The organism is Quyinboa sediminis, assembly GCF_042219855.1.
Classification (GTDB): Bacteria; Bacteroidota; Bacteroidia; order Bacteroidales; family UBA5342; genus JBHJHP01.
In genome coordinates, this window is the sequence record NZ_JBHJHP010000008.1 from 1 (window position 1) to 16,232 (window position 16,232).

Consider the following 16,232-nt stretch of genomic DNA (forward strand, 5'->3'; position numbering starts at 1 on the left):
CTTTTTTTATGCCCATAATTTTAAGGCTACACTAAAAGTGCCAAAGCAGTGTATTGCATTAAGCCCTGTGGCATACCTTTAGCCTGTGATTACTAATTAGGATTTTAACCCGAGATTATACTATCGCGGAATACCATCGGGCCAGGTAGCACCGGTGATACTGTCCCGACCCTGCCGGCATCGGGATGGGAAAGTAGTTCCGATAGCTATCGGAAGCCGCCATTTTAAAGAAAAGCCTCCCGGAGTAATCGGGGAGGCTTTTTTTATGCCTATAATTTTAAGGCTACACTTCAAAGGGGCCAAACCAGTATATTGCATTAAGCCCTGTATCATACCCTTAGCCTGTGATTAATGTTTGGTGGTTTAGCCAGGGATGCTAGCGGGTGATCACGTTTGCAATGATTATGCTTTCAGACCGGAATTGTATGTAACATGAACCGGTATTGCATCGTAAATTCTTTTAAACATAGTACTCCATAAGATGAATGGCCTGGGAATAATAGCCGGATCCGAACAGGTTTAAGTGGTTAAGTATATGATATAGTTTATACATGTTTTCACGGTATTCCCAGCCTTCTTTTAAGGGATATTCATCCAGGTAAGCAGCATAAAATGCAGGACTAAAGCCACCGAAAAGTTTTGTCATAGCCAGATCTGCCTCCCGGTGTCCGTAATATACGGCCGGATCTATCAGAACAGGATTGCCTTCAGGATCAACCATGTAATTTCCACCCCATAAATCACCATGTAAAAGTGTAGGTGACTCAGCGCTGTCACCAATTATTTCAGAAATTTTATCTTCCAGTCCGGAAAACAAAGTCTGAAAGCGATGGTCCCCATACCCATTGGTAAGTGCCAGATTAAACTGGAATTTTAAACGCTTGTTGAAATAGAACACCGTCCAGTCAGTTTTCTCATCTCCTTTGGCTATGTTTGGCTGGGGTGTTGCACCAATATAATTATCTTCAAAAAAACCGAATTCCGCAGCATGGTATTGGTGAAGCCTTGCGAATTGCCTGCCGAAAACTGCATAAAAATCAGCTTGTTTTGGGCCCTGTTCAATGAACTCCGTGACCAGCATATTTTCATCATAATGCAGTACCTCCGGAATACGAACAGCTCCGGCTTTTCTCAGTTCTTTCAGCCCGTTGGCTTCAAGACGGAACGATTCAGGACTTGTGCCGGATTTGACAAACACCGTTTTCCCGTTTGCCAGTTTCACCCTGCGGGCATTGGCAATACATCCTCCTCCCAGAGATCGCTCTTCTACTATATCGGAATTCAGAATTTTCATGATAACTCTATTCTGTAATAAGCTTTTCCTTTTGAACATATTCCAGTAGGCCGGTGCATGAATCTTCCAGAAGATCAAGGACCAGTTCGAACCCTCCGGCACCACCGTAATACGGATCGGGGACTTCAGTATAATTATACTCCCTGCTGAAATCTGTCATTTTAACAATTTTCAATTCAGCCTCTCTGTCAGGAGCAATGCGCATTAAATCGTTGTAATTGGTATTATCCATGGCTACGATCAGATCGAATGTTTTAAAGTCTTCCTGTTCTATCCTGCGCGAAATACTTGTCAAATTATATCCACGTTTTATGGCATGGCCCTGCATTCTGGCGTCTGCAGTTTCGCCAGCATGATAGGCCATTGTTCCTGCCGAGTCTACAAAAAAATGCTGGTCCAGTCTTTCTTTCTGAATAATATTTTTAAATACTGCTTCAGCACTGGGTGAGCGACAGATGTTACCAAGACAAACGAATAAAATGTTCATACTATCGGGTTATATATATATTATTATTAATTGGGATCAACATCAAAAATAAACTTGATTGTACGGGGTATGTTCTTTTGTTTTAAGGTGAGCTGCATGCCTTTGATTAAAACGTTTTTAATCCACTTAAGTTCTCCGGCACTGAAAGATTTGACCAGAAGCCGCTCCTGAAACATCCCCTTGATTTTACCAATAGCCGGCACTTCCGGTCCCAGAACACGCCGGCCCAGTTCTTTACTGATAATTTGCCCGAATGTTAAAGCGGCCTGATGCAATACGTTTTGGTCCGTATGCCTGATGATGACATCTATTACCCTGTTATATGGCGGATATTTAAACAGTTGTCTTTCTTCAAGTTCTGTTTTTATAAAGGTAATAAACTGTCCGGAGAGCAGGGCCCGTATAACCGGATGATCAGGTTGATGCGTCTGTATCAGGACCTTACCCTGTTCAGAACGTCTTCCGGCACGGCCAGATACCTGTGTCAGCATCTGAAGAGCCCTTTCTGAAGCTCTGAATTCAGGGAAGTTAAGCAGATTATCGGCATTCAGAACTCCGACAAGACCCACGTTTTCAAAGTCAAGACCACGGGATATCATTTGTGTTCCAATTAAAATATCAACTTCCCCGTCCTCAAATTCAGTGAGTAGTTTTTCCATTTTTTTTATGCCGCCGGTTGTGTCTGCGTCAAAACGTTTGCTCACCGCATCCGGAAAAATATCACGAATTTCTTCCTCCACTTTTTCGGTCCCAAATCCTTTATTCATAAGTGCTTCTTCTCCACAGGAAGGACAGATGCGTATGACATTCCTCGTTGATCCACAATAGTGGCACCCCATCAGATGTTTATCAAAATGCCAGGTCATAGGGACATCACAGCTTGTGCACTTTTGTACCCATCCACATGCACGGCACTCAACAACCGGCGCATATCCCCTTCGGTTCTGAAAAAGTATAATCTGTTTTCCCGCTTCAAGCGATCGGTTCATTTCGTCAATGAGCTCGTAGGAAAAATGGTATTTCAGTTTTTTCTTTTTATAGGATTGGGTCAGATCCACAATTTTTATTTCCGGATCTTTTGCATCACCAAAACGTTGTTGAAGTTCAACGTAACCATATTTCGCGGTGTAAACATTATGCAGGCTTTCTGCAGAAGGTGTCGCACTTCCCAGTAATACTTTTGTATTCCGCATGTCTGCCAGCATTACAGCTGCATCACGAGCCAGATAGCGTGGCGCCGGCTCCTGCTGTTTCAGGCTGCGTTCGTGTTCTTCGTCTATAATGATTAAACCCAGATTCCCGAATGGAAGAAACAAAGCACTTCGCGCACCCAGAACCAGAGATACAGGAGAATCCTTTGAAATGCGTTTCCAAAGTTCTGTGCGTTTGTCAAAATTAAACCTGGAATGAAACACAGCCATTTCTGCACCGAAAACCCGTTTCAGTCGCTTGCTGAGTTGGGTGGTAAGGCTGATCTCAGGAACAAGCATTAAAACCTGCTTCCCTTTTGCTATCTGCTCTTTTATAAGATGAATATAGATTTCTGTTTTACCACTGGCTGAAGCTCCTTTTAAAAGAACAACAGACTTGTGTTCAAACTGTGACTGAACCGCCCTGAGTGCTTCTGACTGCCATGAAGTAAGCGGATGTGGTTGGGTCACCGGTATCTTCTCCTCCAGTCGGCTTATTTCAATTTCATGTTCTACTAAAGCACCCTTTTTAACCAGGGCACGGTATGCCGTATATTTTCCACCTTTTGTAAGGTGTTGCCTGGGAACAAACGGATCATTCTCTTCTTCACTGAGACTGAAATAACTGATCATAACCTGTTCCTGAACCGGTGCCCTTGATAACGAACTGAAAAATGCATCAAGTACCTCATCATCCCTGAACATATCGGCTACAGTAACAAAGGTTTCGGTTTTTGTTTTGTAACGTTCCCGCACGTTTTCCTCCAAAACAACTGCTGAGGAGTCCAGTAATTTCCGTAAGGAACGGAACGTGTTTTTTATACCCAGCGACTTTTCAATCTGTTTGAGTTCTCCCTTTTTATTGGCGGTCAGCCATTCATATACTTTAGCTTCATTGCCCTCAAATCGTGTATCCGATTCATAATCCTGATTCAGGGTCAATATGCTGTTGCTTTCAACCAGTAATCCTCCCGGTAATGCTGCCAGCATAACCTCGCCAATGGTGCACATGTAATAATCCGCAATCCAGTGCCAGAACCTGAGATCATTTGAGGTTATCACCGGTTCATCATCCAGAACCTCAGTTACCTCTTTCAGTGCATAATCCGTTTCGTTTTGTTGCTTGGTACCGATGATGATACCCGTAATGTGTTTTCGCTGACCAAAGGGTACAACAACCCTGCAGCCTATCAGTAGTTCAGGAGGTACTGAGATTAGATAGCTGAATGGTTCATTTACAGGAACCGGTATTAATACATCAACGATATAGTTCTGATTCATGTTTGCGATGGTAACAAATGTACACAAAAAGGAATTTTGATGAAATTATGTCGATGGTGAAAGGAAGATTTTATAGGTTTTCCCGGTTCTTCTGTAAAACAGTTAAGAACAGAAAACCCCGACAAATGCCGGGGTTCTCCATTTTATAGTGATGAAATATTATTCAGCGATAGCCAGTATTTTTCTGTAATCCTTATCATTCTGGATGGTTTCAACTGCCTTGTCCAGGATGACATCATCCTTTAAGGCTATTTTGGCTTCACCCTTCTGGTAATAATACCGTTTTACAATTTCCTGTGCTATCAGGTCCTTGATCTCTTTTTTAAATACATTTAAGTCTTTGTCAAGATCCGGTTTCAGTAAAGAATCGAGCTGGTCTATCTCTTCTTTCGAAATTTTATCATATCCCTCTGCTACTACTGTGCTTTTAAGCTTTTCGAGCTGTTCATGACTTTTGGTCTCATAATCAAAATCCTTATCTTTTACATAAGCGATAAAATTTTTGTAGTCGTCATCCGTGAATGTAAAGTTTTCAGGTGCAGGTATGCTTTTGTGTGCATTGGCATACTTTGTGGCATAATCAAATATAATGTAATCTCTTATCAGCTCAATGGTTACGTTACCCGGGCGACCGAATTCTGATTTGACATCCGGTAAAATACCTCCTCCATCCTTAACTGTTCTGCCATTCTTTGTTTTGAATGTTGAGATTAATGAATCAGGAACACGTCCCACGCTGCCGTCAGCGTTGCGATGGGAATAATCCAGTGCCTGAATACACCGGCCGCTTGGGATGTAATATTTGGCGGTTGTTACTTTTAATTGTCCTTTGTAACTAAGCGGTCTTGTGGTTTGAACCAAACCTTTTCCAAACGTGCGGGAGCCAACAATAACGCCACGGTCCAGATCCTGTATGGCTCCGGCGACAATCTCTGAAGCAGAAGCGGAGTTGCTGTTCACCAGAACCGCAAGTGGAATATCCGGATCAACAGGGTCGTTGGTGGTCCTGTAAACTTTATCCCAGTCATCCACCTTACCACGTGTAGATACAATTTCCTCGCCTCTCGGTACAAAAAGATTGACAATATTGACGGCTTCATCCAGGATGCCGCCGGGATTGGAGCGCAGATCCAGAATGATGGCTTTAGCTCCCCTGGATTTGAGATCCAGCAGAGCTTTTTCTGTCTCATCCGAAGCTTTGTCGGTAAAACTGGTAAGCCGGATATACCCGATATCATCCTTTAAAATATCGTAATAGGGAACCGGGTTAATAGTGATCTTTTCACGGGTAATATCGAATTCCAGCGGTTTGGATTCACCCGACCGTTTCACTTTGATGTGGAACGAGGTTCCAGGTGTCCCTTTTAGCATATCACTTACATCAGAAACTTTTTTATCTTTCAGTTTATGTCCGTCAATCTCCAGGATAAGATCGCCGGCTTTAAGCCCTGTTTTCTCAGCGGGCATTCCTTCATAAGGATCCGAGATCATTACGTAACCGTCACGCTGTGAAATCAGTGATCCTATTCCGCCGTATTCTCCGGTTGTCATGAATTTAAAGTCATCCATTTCCTGTTCAGGGATGTATACAGTATAAGGATCCAGCTGTTCCAGCATATCATCAATACTTGTTTTAATCAGCTTTTCCGGTTCTATGGAGTCAACATAAAACAGATCAAGTTCCCTGAAGAGGGAATAATATATGTCGAGATTTTTGGCAATCTCAAAATTCCGTTTGTCGCTGTTAAATCCGAAAAATGCAACAATTACTACCAGAACAGCAGCAATTGCAATGTTTCTTTTCTTCATAAATTTCATTCTGCTCGAATTTTATGTTGTTATCAGACAACTAAAATAATACTAAGTGATTTATCAGGGCTCTGTGCTTAATGAAATTTAACACAATACCTTTCAGTGCATTAAATTTTCACGTTTACAGGTTAGAACCTTAATAATTATGAAAGTGAAAGGGTTTCTTTAATTGCCTCCCATCGTTTTTCATCCATTTTTGCACCGAGAACCTCGATTACATTTCCTGAAAGAACTGATGCTACTTTTCCGCAATCAGCCGGCTTATAACCATGAATCAGGCCGAACAAAAATCCCGCAGCATACAGGTCGCCGGCTCCTGTTGTATCTATCGGGTTGACTTTTATAGGATCAACTTTAGTTGTTGTTTTATTCTGAGCAATTAAAGAACCTTTAGCACCTGTTTTTACTACTGCAATTTCAGTTTTCTCAGCCAACTCATTCAGTGCTGCCTCAGGAGCAAGACTGGTAAATGACAGGGCTTCTTCTTCGTTTGCAAAAACGATATCCACATAATTGGTAATCAGGCTGGCCAGGAAATCCTTGTTGGCTTCCACAACATTATAACTGGCAAGGTCGAGTACGATTTTAAGTCCCGCTTCTTTCGCCAGTTTCATTCCGGTTTCTATCAGTTTGTGATCCTGAACAAGGTAACCTTCTACATAAAGATAATCGTAGTCTGTGAACCATGATTTATCCAGGTCCTCCGGCCTCATTTCTATGGAAGCACCAAGATAAGTGGCAAATGTACGTTCAGAGTCTGATGTTACAAATGCAAATGCACGTCCTGCCGGTGTGTTGGATTTTAACAGGTGGCTCTTCACCTTGTTATTGACCAGGTCGGTCTCAAAAAAGGTGCCGATTTCATCTTTCCCTACTTTTCCGATAAAACCGGTTTCAATACCCAGTTTCGATAAGCCGTTTATCGTGTTTGCCGCAGAGCCTCCTGTAGCTTTTGTCTGATATAGTGTTGATGTCAGATGATCAATTTTGACCAGCGTTTCATCATCAATTAACGTCATGCTGCCCTTGCCAAGACCGAGCTCATTTAACAATTGTTCTTTACTGTTTGGAAGCATGATATCCACAAGCGCATTACCGAATCCAAGTACTTTTTTCATTGAAAATTATTTTTGAAAATATTTTTGCAAATATATTGCATAATTAAACAAATCCTTTTAGTTTTGCATCGCTTTTGAAGAAAAGCACAAGGATAATACAAAATTCCTCAGTAGCTCAGTTGGTTAGAGCGGCGGACTGTTAATCCGTAGGTCGTAGGTTCAAGTCCTACCTGAGGAGCAGAAAGAAAGGATGTTCGAAAGAGCATCCTTTTTTGTTTATAAATGCTGAAATAATGCTGTATTACGTTTACATATTATATTCCGAAGATTCAGATTCATTCTACATTGGACAAACATATGATATTCCAAACAGAATACATGAGCATAATACTCACATCTTTAAAGGTTCAGAAACGAGAAAGGCAGGTGACTGGAAGTTATATTATTCAATTGAATGTAAATCCAGAACACAGGCAATAATGATTGAAAAGCATATCAAAAGGATGAAAAGCCGCAAATACATAGAGAATCTTGCACGTTATCCGGAAATTTCAAAATCATTGCAAATAAAATACTCGTAGGTTCAATCCCGATTGCTATCGGGACTACCTGAGGAGCAGAAAGAAAGGATGTTCGAAAGAGCATCCTTTTTTTGTTTATAAATGTTGAAATTATGTTGTATTACGTTTACATATTATATTCCGAAGAGTCAGATTCATTCTACATTGGCCAAACACAGGATATTCCACACCGAATACATGAGCATAATACCCACATCTATAAAGGTTCTGAAACGAGAAAGGCAGGTGACTGGAAGTTGTATTATTCAATTGAATGTGAATCCAGAACACAGGCAATAATGATTGAAAAGCATATCAAAAGGATGAAAAGCCGCAAATACATAGAGAATCTTGCAAGGTATCCGGAAATTTCAAAATTATTGCAATTAAAATACTCGTAGGTTCAATCCCGATTGCTATCGGGACTACCTGAGGAGCAGAAAGAAGGATGTTCGAAAGAGCATCCTTTTTTTGTTTATAAATGTTGAAATAATGCTGTATTACGTTTACATATTATATTCCGAAGAGTCAGATTCATTTTACATTGGCCAAACACAGGATATTCCACACCGAATACATGAGCATAATACTCACAATTAATAAAATTTAATAGTGCTTTTGAACAAATAAGAATAAATACTGAGAACATTTCCGGCTTATTCAAAGTTTTATATGTTACGATAGTGTTCAAAATAGCTTCTGTTATGAATGTTCCTGATAAGAATTCAGTCTTTCCTTTATCCCATCATCATAAACTTACTTTCCTTAAAAATCTCATCAGTAATCCGAACATTATAGTCGGTGACTATACCTATTATGACGATTTTGAAGATGTTGGAAATTTTGAGAAAAATGTAAAGTATCATTTCGATTTTACAGGGGATAAACTAATTATTGGAAAATTTTGTATGATCGCTTCTGGAGCCACTTTTATTATGAATGGTGGGAATCACCTTACAAGTGCAGTTTCTGCGTATCCATTCGCAATTTTTGGCGGAGACTGGTCATCTGCCATGGAAGGGAAAACATATCCTAATAAGGGGGATATGATTATTGGGAACGATGTATGGATTGGTCATAATGCCACCATAATGCCGGGGGTATCTATTGGTGATGGTGCCGTTATTGCCACAAATTCCACGGTTACAAGGGATGTGGAACCATACACAATTGTTGGTGGAAACCCTGCAAAGCCAATCAGGAAAAGATTTTCTGAGGAACATATCAATATATTGCTTCAAATAAAATGGTGGGACCGGGACATTGAAACAATTACCCGGTCTGTGCACTTACTTACCGGAAATGATATTGAGGCATTGAAAAATTTTTACAGTACAGAATTAAAGTAAAATGTTATGAAAACAAATGAAAAATTTATGGCTGTTCTGAGAGTGGTTCTGGGTGTGTTTATGATCGCTTATGCCCTGAATAAGTTCTTTCATTTTATTCCCACAAGTTACGGTGAAATGCCGGCAAATACACAGGCATTCCTCGATGCTGTAGCAATATATCTTCCCTATCTGTATATATTTGAGATTCTGGTCGGTGTATTGCTGATAATCAATAAATGGTCCCTGGCAATACTAATTGCTCTTTTTCCCTTGTCGGTTTCCTTTATGATGTTCAGTATTCTTAACAGAGATTTGAAAGAGATGTGGCCTGCTGTTTTTGTCGCCCTCTTAAATGTGATTCTGTTATTGAGTGAGCGTGAAAGGCTTAAGCCATTGTTTGCCTAGAATCATAAATTCAGATTATGCGATGTTCCGGGCTTTGCAGGTCCTGCATCGTTTGAGGCATTCCGGAACAAAAATAAATATATGTACTTTTTTCAACATAAATGGACTGAGTTGAAGCCATTATATGTTCTTAAAGCGTTATAATGTCCATCCGACTCCCAAACTAAGGTTATAATCTGATTTATTGGCCACCACCGGAGGATTTGTATCATAATTAAAATCGTAGTTAAGATATAACTTCAGGTGCTTGTTGATGGTATACCTGAGTTCGGTTCCTGCATAGTACCGGATCCTTCTGGTTTCATTTAAGCTGGGAATAAACCTGATGTCGCAATAAAGAGAGAGATCTTTAAAGAGACTGAGCTGGATTTCTACAGAGGTGTTCAACTCAATACTCTTAAACAGTGTGTCTGCTGTAGTATATCTTTCAAAATTTCCGGAACCACCCAGAGTAAGAAGTACATGGTTATTGCCTTTTTGGTAAATGTAATTACCTACTCCAAGTGTATTGGTAAACCTGAAATCAATCTTTTGTTCCCCGCTGCTAAGGAAGGCCGAGTTTGCATTTAAAATCCAGTTTTTCGGCAATATATACTTAACATTCAAATCAGCCTGCGATTTGCCGGTGTAAATCGTATCAACCCGCGAACTGTATGTATTATATTCAGCTGAAAAATCCCAGCGTTTAGCCTTGTAGCCAAGCCTGGATCCTATGTTAAGCAATGCTGTATTTTGTTGTTTTGCCTGGTTATACCCCAGGTCGGCACTGAACGAGAAATTATCTCTGAACCTGTTGCTGTAATTCACTATTTTATAAAGTGACTGAACCGGGAAGGTCAGTACAGTATCGCTGGTGTGGAGTTCTATATTCTCAGGATTGCCGGATATAATATGTACTGAACCGAACCAGAGATTACCGTCTGAATCGAAGAATTTGTAGGTCTTATGGGTGTGAAGTTCAGATATATTTTCATATTTAATGCTTACCGTCTCTTTAATTAGATCGGGGGAAAAACTTATGGATTTGTTTGTTGCAGATTTAAAGCTTCCGGATAGTACACTCCCGTTTTTCAGTGCCAGTGTATCATTCTGTGCATACGCGTCTGAGAAAGATAAAATAAGGATCAAAAAAACAAATAATCTGTTTGCCATACATTATTAGGTTTATAATTGATCAAACCTTCATGGCAACATATTGTTTATATTTTTTGGGATTATTGTCAGTGTCCGGCCCGCTTTTTATAAGCTGCTAGTACCTCTTCCGGCCAGAAACCATACCAGTCGTAACCGATGCGGCGGTCAAAGGATATTTCACTGAGACTGTCAACCACTGTGCCGTCGCGAAGGCAGAGAAATGGGTTTCCGTTTTTAAGGTCGTAATATCTTGCCCATACCGGTTTTGCATTCTTATCCGGTACAAATTCTCGGTCAAAATCCACCGTTGTCTCATGATAGGGCCGCTCCGGAATTCTTATAGTAGCATAGCGGTATCCTGTAATTTTTGCCTTTTTAAACCACTTTACCGCAGATTCAATCGCATTTTTGGTGGCCTGATCCGGATTGCTAATCCGCATCAGAAACAAAACAATATCACTGCTTTCACGGGCCGTGATGGATGGCAGTTCGTAGCTTCTGCCCTGAACCGGTTTATACGTTACGGGATCATGCTGCTGGCACCACGCCGTTTTTGTGCCATTCAGTTCAATCTGGCAATTCAGGATCACCTTAAGTCCTTTATCATATGCTTCGAGCAAAGAATCACGCAGGTCATTGCCAATCCATGAATAAATATCGCGGTCCTCTTTTACATCAAGCAAAAGGTTCATGATGCCGGTCATGACATCATCGTTGAAGGTTATCGCATCGGCATCCCAGCCCCGCCAGCCTCCTTTGGGATATTGTGTGTTCAGGATAAAATCCAATCCTTTTTCTGCTCCGGCTCTGTATTTATCGATGCCGGTATAATGATAAACACTTGCCAGATACTCAATTTGCGGGAAGGTATTCCGGTTGTCATAGGTACTTTCACGATAATGTTCCGATAAAGCATTGATCACCGAGTCTCTGTCCAGTTTTGCCAGCCAGTCGATGTTTTTGGGCCAGCCTCCGTCTTTATTCTGATAACGCAATAAATTATCAGCAATACCAATCACATCAGTGGAGTCATAGCGTTCATGTGTTCTGATTTCGCTATAAAGATTCCAGTGATGAATGCCATCTTCAAACTTTGAGAGATCGATATATGGAAGCGGTTTTTCTTGTTTGACGGCGCATCCGGTTATAATAATCACAGATAAAAATAGCAGTGGCTTAAACATGCAATACTGATAAGTTGGTTGAAGGTATAAAGATAGTAAATGACGATAAAAAGGTATATGTCTTGTATTTATTTCTACCATAAAGTTTTTATATCTTTGCCGCAAATTTTAAAAGTAAAAACGAATGAAAGCATTTGTATTTCCGGGACAGGGTGCCCAGTTTGTAGGAATGGGGAAAGACCTGTACGACAATTACGAAATTGCAAAAGAGTTATTCGAAAAAGCCAATGATATTCTGGGCTTCCGAATCACCGATTTGATGTTTGAAGGGACCATGGATGACCTGAAACAAACAAAGGTTACCCAGCCGGCTATCTTCTTACACTCCACGATTCTGGCGAAAGTTATGGGGGAGAAGTTTCTCCCTGAAATGGTTGCCGGTCACTCTTTGGGTGAATTTTCAGCTTTGGTGGCTGCCGGAGCCCTGACATTTGAAGACGGATTGACCCTGGTTTCGAAACGTGCCATGGCCATGCAGAAAGCCTGCGAAGCAGAACCTTCCACTATGGCTGCCATTGTGGGAATGGATGATGAAATCGTGGAAGCTGTGTGTGAAGCAACTGAAGGTATTGTGGTCGCTGCCAACTACAACTGTCCGGGTCAGCTGGTAATTTCCGGTTCTGTAGAAGCCGTTAATGCGGCCTGCGAAACGCTGAAAGAAAAAGGTGCCAAACGCGCATTGGTCTTACCGGTTGGAGGTGCTTTCCATTCACCACTAATGGAGCCTGCCCGTGAAGAACTGGCCGAGGCCATTAAAACAACCACTATCAATGCTCCGGTTTGTCCGATATATCAGAATGTAGATGCCAAACCACAGACTGATCCGTCAGCGATAAAAGAAAACCTGATTGCACAGTTGACAGGTGCTGTAAAATGGACTCAAACTGTTCAGAATATGATTGCCGACGGTGCCACTTCCTTTACAGAGGTTGGTCCGGGTAAAGTATTGCAGGGACTGGTTAAAAAAGTGGATCGCGAAATGGAAACTGCCAGCGCAGAAATCTGAAACATTTAAAAGATATATGTAAAAGCCGTTCCGTTTGGAGCGGCTTTTTTTGTCTTCATGTAATATTCAGACCGAATTGGAGTTATTTAGTTATCAAGACCAAAACCAATGAACTCTGAAAAGAACCTTATAATATGCTGGTCATTTCTTTTGACTATATTTTTATTTTCCTGCACCAAAGAACTGAATTATGAGCTTCAGGATGAAACACGTATTGTAGTAAATTCCATTCTAAAGCCCAATGAACCTATCTCCTTGTATTTATCTACAACCACATCCGTTTTAGGCACTTACAATGATTCTTTGCGCACATACCATGTCCGGTTATTTGCAGCCGGTAATTTATTAATGGATACGGCAACCGGATCTGGGATATTTGCAACGAATATCGATTGGGTTGTAAAAACAAACTATCGAATAGAGGTTGAATCAGAAGATCTTCCCTCGGTTTGGGTTGAGGATTCAATCCCTCCAGTTGTATTTATTCAGGAATCCAAATATTTCCCATCAGTCGGAGTAGACGAATACGGGGATAAGTATTCCCGTATCAATGTTACATTTACTGATCCTCAGGACTATGAAAACTATTACGAATTGATAATCCAAAACGGAGAATCAAGTTATTGGTATTATGCTGATGGAGGAACCGATCTTCCGGTTATTGATCCGGTTTTACAGAATGAAGGTGATATGAGTTATTATCCGTCAACTTATTTTTTTTCAGATGAACTGTTCAATGGACAAACCTATACAATACGTATTAATGGACATGGCTCATATCAGCTAAAAGCCAGATTACGTTCCGTAAGTAAAAATTACTATCTCTATCAAAAATATTATACACGACATGTTTATAATCAACAATTTCGGGGAGACTTTTGGGAAACGGTTTTTATGAGTGAACCGCAAACCATGTACACCAATGTTAAAAACGGTTATGGCATTTTTGCGGGATATACAGAACATGTTGTTGAAGTTGAATAATAATATGCCCTATAAAAGAATCATATCAGGTATTATAACCTTATTTATCTGTTTGGGAAGTATTCACGGACAAAAAACAGCAGTAAGTGGTTTTATTACAGATTCGTTAACAGGTGAATACCTTATTGGTGCCACCGTATATAATCCGACGAAAGGATTGGGAAGTGCTTCGAATTCTTATGGATTCTATTCCGTATCCATTGAAACCGACAAAAATATTTCGCTTAGATTTTCATACGTAGGATATAAGGACTCCTATATAACTATTGCTCCGAACAAAGACACGATAATAGATGTCACTTTGATCCCTGGCTCAGAACTAAATGAAGTAACAGTAAATGGCAGCAATATCAAGAAGCTTGAAGATCGGCCTGAAACAGGTAAAGTATTGGTCCCTTTGGATCAGATAAAAACAATTCCAAGTATGACAGGAGAAGCTGATATATTAAAGGCTTACCAGTTAATGCCTGGCATACAGGGTGGAATGGAAGGTCATAACGGTATTTATGTCAGAGGTGGAACTCCGGATCAGAATCTGTTCCTTCTAGATGATGTTCCTTTGTATAATGTGAGCCATTTAGGAGGATTATATTCTGTTTTCGATCCATCAATGGTAAAGAAAATTGATTTTTATAAAGGAGGTTTCCCGGCACGTTACGGAGGAAGAACTTCGGCTGTTGTTGATATTCGTAACAAAGATGGCAACAGGTATAACAAAACCGGAGAATTGGAATTGAGCCTTTTATTGAGTAAATTTTATATTGAAGGCCCATTGAAAAAAGGAAAGTCATCCTTTGCCTTTTCAGTCAGACGAAGCAACATAGACCTCTTTGCTTATCTGTATGGTTTTATGCAAAATGAAGGCTATTACGTGGGATATACGTTTTATGATATTAATGCAAAAAGCAATTTTTACCTGACAGATAAGGACCGTTTGATTGTAAATTTTTACCAGGGTCGGGATAAGTTTTTTTATAATGATAAACCAAGTGAAGACGATCTCGGCATGTACAGATACAAGGCAGGCATGAAACAGAAATGGGGCAATACCCTTTTAAGCACACGCTGGCAGCATGTTGTAAATCAAAACATATTCCATAATCTTACCGCAGCATACACAACCTATATTTATAATCAATCCATTAAATCATCAAGAACTGAACTGGCAGACAACTCAGTACTCGAAAACAGTTTAAGGATACATTCCGGCATTCAGGACCTTATTTTAAAATCAGATTTTGAAATTGCTTTAGGTTCTGATAATCTCCGTTTAGGTTCAAAAGTGAATTACCAGTTTTATGTTCCAACCAGGTTAACGTATACCGAAACCGGAGGATTAGATAATCAGGAAGACCAGAATCCGGCTTTACAGGATGATCCGGCCTTAAATGCGGGCCAGATAGCTTTATATGGCGAATATATATTTGAAAAGGGAAATCTATCAGGAAATATAGGTATGCACTTGTCAGATTATTTTGTGGAGAAAAAGGCTTATCCATCCATTGAACCCCGGATTGTTTTAAATTACCTTCTCAAACCCTCATTATCAATAAAAGCGTCGGCCTGTGCCATGCAGCAGAACATACACTTGCTAACAAATTCTTATACAGGTCTGCCAACTGATTTATGGATTCCATCAACTCAAAACATAGAGCCGGAAACATCACAACAGGTTTCATTAGGACTGGCGCATACGTCAAAAAACAACATTGAATTTAGCATAGAAGCGTATTATAAAAAGTTAGAACATCTGATCAGTTATAAAGAAGGCGTTCAGATATTTTCCACATCACAAAGCTGGGATGAAAAAATTGAAACGAATGGTCATGGCTGGGTTAAGGGAATAGAATTCCTGGTTCAGAAGAAAGAGGGGCGATTTACAGGTTGGATTGGTTATACTTTATCATCAAACACACGACAATTTAGTAACCTGAATAATGGCAGAGTATATCCTTTTAAATACGATCAAAGGCATGATATAGCACTCGTAGCCAACTGGAAAGTGAACAGCAATTGGTCACTTTCCGGAACATGGGTCTATCATACCGGTTATGCCATAACCCTGCCATCCGGCAAATATCAACTGTATCATTACGAATATAAATATACCAGATCCCAACGGGAAGTATATGATGACATACATATATATGCTCAAAAAAATGGGTACAGAATGCCGGACTACCACCGTTTGGATATCGGCTGGATTTATACAAAAAAGAAATTTAAAGGGACAAGTATTTGGAAATGGGGAATATATAATGTGTATAACAGACAAAATGCTTACTATCTGTTTTTTAAAGAAGACAAGGGAGAAACAAAATTGTATCAGCAAAGTATCTTCCCTTTGTTTTTAAATGTAGGTTATAGTTATGTTTTTTAAAATTGTCCGTAACCTGGCGTAAAGTCAGATCAATTTTATGATACTTTTTGTAGCTTTGTTAACCTTTGAACAAACTGGGACCTGACTCATTATAAATTAGTGTAGTCTTATATCATAAATCTTTAA

The 16,232-nt window shown here is 40.1% G+C and carries 15 protein-coding genes and 1 tRNA gene; 9 read left to right on the forward strand and 7 right to left on the reverse strand.

All coding sequences use genetic code 11. The features are described 5' to 3' along the window. Positions 1-460 precede the first annotated feature (460 nt). The 5 genes from ACE1EF_RS16725 to ACE1EF_RS16745 all read right to left on the reverse strand — a co-directional run bounded on the left by ACE1EF_RS16725 (position 461) and on the right by ACE1EF_RS16745 (position 7,182). The gene (locus ACE1EF_RS16725; protein ID WP_375721839.1) at positions 461-1,294 is read right to left on the reverse strand and encodes a fructosamine kinase family protein; all 834 of its coding nucleotides are present in this window, start codon (positions 1,292-1,294) and stop codon (positions 461-463) included. A 7-nt stretch (positions 1,295-1,301) separates the two neighbouring features. Next, entirely contained in the window at positions 1,302-1,781 is a 480-nt protein-coding gene (locus tag ACE1EF_RS16730) for a low molecular weight protein-tyrosine-phosphatase (RefSeq protein ID WP_375721840.1), read from the reverse strand. A gap of 26 nt (positions 1,782-1,807) precedes the next feature. After that, on the reverse strand, positions 1,808-4,252 hold the full coding sequence (gene priA, locus ACE1EF_RS16735; protein WP_375721841.1) for a replication restart helicase PriA: 2,445 nt from the start codon (positions 4,250-4,252) through the stop codon (positions 1,808-1,810). Positions 4,253-4,411: 159 nt separating this feature from the next. Further along, the gene (locus tag ACE1EF_RS16740; protein WP_375721842.1) at positions 4,412-6,061 is read right to left on the reverse strand and encodes a S41 family peptidase; all 1,650 of its coding nucleotides are present in this window, start codon (positions 6,059-6,061) and stop codon (positions 4,412-4,414) included. Positions 6,062-6,207: 146 nt separating this feature from the next. Then, complete coding sequence (locus ACE1EF_RS16745) at positions 6,208-7,182, reverse strand: adenosine kinase (RefSeq protein ID WP_375721843.1); 975 nt, start codon at positions 7,180-7,182, stop codon at positions 6,208-6,210. Positions 7,183-7,286: 104 nt separating this feature from the next. Between ACE1EF_RS16745 and ACE1EF_RS16750 the strand changes: the two genes are divergently transcribed. The 6 genes from ACE1EF_RS16750 to ACE1EF_RS16775 all read left to right on the forward strand — a co-directional run bounded on the left by ACE1EF_RS16750 (position 7,287) and on the right by ACE1EF_RS16775 (position 9,418). Beyond that, positions 7,287-7,360: transfer RNA gene (locus ACE1EF_RS16750), tRNA-Asn, on the forward strand. A 55-nt stretch (positions 7,361-7,415) separates the two neighbouring features. Beyond that, the gene (locus ACE1EF_RS16755; RefSeq protein WP_375721844.1) at positions 7,416-7,703 is read left to right on the forward strand and encodes a GIY-YIG nuclease family protein; all 288 of its coding nucleotides are present in this window, start codon (positions 7,416-7,418) and stop codon (positions 7,701-7,703) included. Between the two features lie 92 nt (positions 7,704-7,795). Then, a complete protein-coding gene (locus tag ACE1EF_RS16760; RefSeq protein WP_375721845.1) occupies positions 7,796-8,083 on the forward strand; it encodes a GIY-YIG nuclease family protein in 288 nt (95 codons plus the stop codon). A 91-nt stretch (positions 8,084-8,174) separates the two neighbouring features. After that, on the forward strand, positions 8,175-8,282 hold the full coding sequence (locus ACE1EF_RS16765; RefSeq protein ID WP_375721846.1) for a GIY-YIG nuclease family protein: 108 nt from the start codon (positions 8,175-8,177) through the stop codon (positions 8,280-8,282). Between the two features lie 104 nt (positions 8,283-8,386). Beyond that, on the forward strand, positions 8,387-9,031 hold the full coding sequence (locus ACE1EF_RS16770) for a CatB-related O-acetyltransferase (protein ID WP_375721847.1): 645 nt from the start codon (positions 8,387-8,389) through the stop codon (positions 9,029-9,031). 6 nt (positions 9,032-9,037) lie between these two features. Next, a complete protein-coding gene (locus ACE1EF_RS16775) occupies positions 9,038-9,418 on the forward strand; it encodes a DoxX family membrane protein (RefSeq protein WP_375721848.1) in 381 nt (126 codons plus the stop codon). Between the two features lie 138 nt (positions 9,419-9,556). Here the strand turns inward: ACE1EF_RS16775 and ACE1EF_RS16780 are convergent, their stop codons facing one another. Next, entirely contained in the window at positions 9,557-10,570 is a 1,014-nt protein-coding gene (locus tag ACE1EF_RS16780; RefSeq protein ID WP_375721849.1) for a DUF481 domain-containing protein, read from the reverse strand. 68 nt (positions 10,571-10,638) lie between these two features. Beyond that, positions 10,639-11,736, reverse strand: coding sequence for a pectate lyase (gene pelA, locus ACE1EF_RS16785; RefSeq protein ID WP_375721850.1), 1,098 nt, complete (start codon positions 11,734-11,736; stop codon positions 10,639-10,641). Positions 11,737-11,860: 124 nt separating this feature from the next. Between pelA and fabD the strand changes: the two genes are divergently transcribed. From fabD to ACE1EF_RS16800, 3 genes are all read left to right on the forward strand, one after another. After that, positions 11,861-12,742: an ACP S-malonyltransferase gene (gene fabD, locus ACE1EF_RS16790; protein WP_375721851.1), complete on the forward strand. Its 882-nt coding sequence runs from the start codon at positions 11,861-11,863 to the stop codon at positions 12,740-12,742. Between the two features lie 108 nt (positions 12,743-12,850). After that, positions 12,851-13,726, forward strand: coding sequence for a DUF4249 domain-containing protein (locus ACE1EF_RS16795; protein WP_375721852.1), 876 nt, complete (start codon positions 12,851-12,853; stop codon positions 13,724-13,726). A gap of 4 nt (positions 13,727-13,730) precedes the next feature. Beyond that, a complete protein-coding gene (locus ACE1EF_RS16800; RefSeq protein ID WP_375721853.1) occupies positions 13,731-16,106 on the forward strand; it encodes a TonB-dependent receptor in 2,376 nt (791 codons plus the stop codon). Positions 16,107-16,232 lie beyond the last annotated feature (126 nt).

Bases quoted from the DNA above. Each gene is read 5' to 3' on its own strand.
- ACE1EF_RS16725 (WP_375721839.1), bottom strand. From the start codon at position 1,294: ATGAAAATTCTGAATTCCGATATAGTAGAAGAGCGATCTCTGGGAGGA.
- ACE1EF_RS16730 (WP_375721840.1), bottom strand. From the start codon at position 1,781: ATGAACATTTTATTCGTTTGTCTTGGTAACATCTGTCGCTCACCCAGT.
- priA (WP_375721841.1), bottom strand. From the start codon at position 4,252: ATGAATCAGAACTATATCGTTGATGTATTAATACCGGTTCCTGTAAAT.
- ACE1EF_RS16740 (WP_375721842.1), bottom strand. From the start codon at position 6,061: ATGAAGAAAAGAAACATTGCAATTGCTGCTGTTCTGGTAGTAATTGTT.
- ACE1EF_RS16745 (WP_375721843.1), bottom strand. From the start codon at position 7,182: ATGAAAAAAGTACTTGGATTCGGTAATGCGCTTGTGGATATCATGCTT.
- ACE1EF_RS16755 (WP_375721844.1), top strand. From the start codon at position 7,416: ATGCTGTATTACGTTTACATATTATATTCCGAAGATTCAGATTCATTC.
- ACE1EF_RS16760 (WP_375721845.1), top strand. From the start codon at position 7,796: ATGTTGTATTACGTTTACATATTATATTCCGAAGAGTCAGATTCATTC.
- ACE1EF_RS16765 (WP_375721846.1), top strand. From the start codon at position 8,175: ATGCTGTATTACGTTTACATATTATATTCCGAAGAGTCAGATTCATTT.
- ACE1EF_RS16770 (WP_375721847.1), top strand. From the start codon at position 8,387: ATGAATGTTCCTGATAAGAATTCAGTCTTTCCTTTATCCCATCATCAT.
- ACE1EF_RS16775 (WP_375721848.1), top strand. From the start codon at position 9,038: ATGAAAACAAATGAAAAATTTATGGCTGTTCTGAGAGTGGTTCTGGGT.
- ACE1EF_RS16780 (WP_375721849.1), bottom strand. From the start codon at position 10,570: ATGGCAAACAGATTATTTGTTTTTTTGATCCTTATTTTATCTTTCTCA.
- pelA (WP_375721850.1), bottom strand. From the start codon at position 11,736: ATGTTTAAGCCACTGCTATTTTTATCTGTGATTATTATAACCGGATGC.
- fabD (WP_375721851.1), top strand. From the start codon at position 11,861: ATGAAAGCATTTGTATTTCCGGGACAGGGTGCCCAGTTTGTAGGAATG.
- ACE1EF_RS16795 (WP_375721852.1), top strand. From the start codon at position 12,851: ATGAACTCTGAAAAGAACCTTATAATATGCTGGTCATTTCTTTTGACT.
- ACE1EF_RS16800 (WP_375721853.1), top strand. From the start codon at position 13,731: ATGCCCTATAAAAGAATCATATCAGGTATTATAACCTTATTTATCTGT.